Source organism: Streptomyces otsuchiensis (genome assembly GCF_004305975.1).
GTDB lineage: Bacteria > Actinomycetota > Actinomycetes > Streptomycetales > Streptomycetaceae > Streptomyces > Streptomyces otsuchiensis.
Window position 1 is genome coordinate 1 of the sequence record NZ_BHZI01000541.1, and the last position, 1,112, is coordinate 1,112.

1 protein-coding gene is annotated in these 1,112 nt (G+C 66.9%); it reads left to right on the plus strand.

Annotation, left to right across the window (positions count from 1 at the left end; translation table 11 throughout):
• Nucleotides 1-42 precede the first annotated feature (42 nt).
• Nucleotides 43-1,089, plus strand: a complete 1,047-nt coding sequence (locus E0D90_RS25740) for an IS630 family transposase (protein WP_170215054.1) — start codon at nucleotides 43-45, stop codon at nucleotides 1,087-1,089.
• Nucleotides 1,090-1,112: the final 23 nt, after the last annotated feature.

Here is a 1,112-nt window from a genome sequence, read left to right on the forward strand (position 1 = left end):
TATTGATCCGAAACGCTTCGGGTTCAGGCTCGTTGATGGTGTGTGAGTGATCTGGTGGGGGACGCGCGGACCTGGTCGCCGGACGCGCAGGAGGCCGTGCGGTTGCTGGCGGTGTCGGCGCTCGTGGAGGGCCGTGACCGGGCAGAGGTTGCGGACCTGTTCAAGGTCTCGGTCAGGGCCGTGGACAACTGGTGGGCGAGGTGGCAGTCCGGTGGCCGGGACGGGCTGCTGTCCCGGCCGCGAGGTCGACGCGCGGGTGAACATCAGGTTCTGTCCGAGGCCGAGCAGGCCGCCGTGCGTCAGGCTGTTCTCGATCACACCCCATCCGGCCTGGGGCTTTCTGGTCAACTCTGGACGCGGGGGCAGATAGGTCGGCTGATCTTCAAGCTGTACGGGGTCCGCTTCACCGAGCCCGGGGTGGGCAAGTACCTCAAGCGCTGGGGGCTGACCTTCCAGCGGCCGGACAAGCGGGCCGTCGAGCAGGATCCGGAAGCCGTCCGAGCATGGCGCGAGGAGACCTGGCCGGCAATCCGGGCCCGGGCGAAGGCCGATGACGGCGAGATCCTGTTCGCCGACCAGGTCGGGATCCGCTCGGACCAGGTCACCGGCCGCACCTGGGGCGTCAAGGGGAGGACTCCGGTGGTTCGCCGCACCGGGAACCGGTTCTCCGTGAACGCGATGTCCGCGATCAGCACCCGCGGGCGGATGCACTTCATGGTCTTCACCGAGTCGTTCGACGCGAGGGTCATGTGCCGCTTCCTCGCACGCATCGTCGGACACTTCGACCGGAAGGTCCATCTGATCGTCGACCGGCACTCGGCCCACCGCTCGAAGACCGTCCGGGCCTGGCTCGCCGATCATGAGGACAAGATCGAGCTGCACTTCCTGCCCTCGTACTCACCGGAGCTGAACCCGGACGAGCTCGTCAACGCCGACCTCAAGCGCAGCCTGCCCCACACCCACCGGGCCAGGAGCCGGACCGAACTCGCCGCCGAGACGCGCAGGTTCTTCCACCGCCGGCAACGCCAACCTCACGTCATCACCGGCTACTTCAAAGCCCCGCACGTCCGCTACATCCTCGACGAGTGAACCCAATGAGTTTCTGATCAATA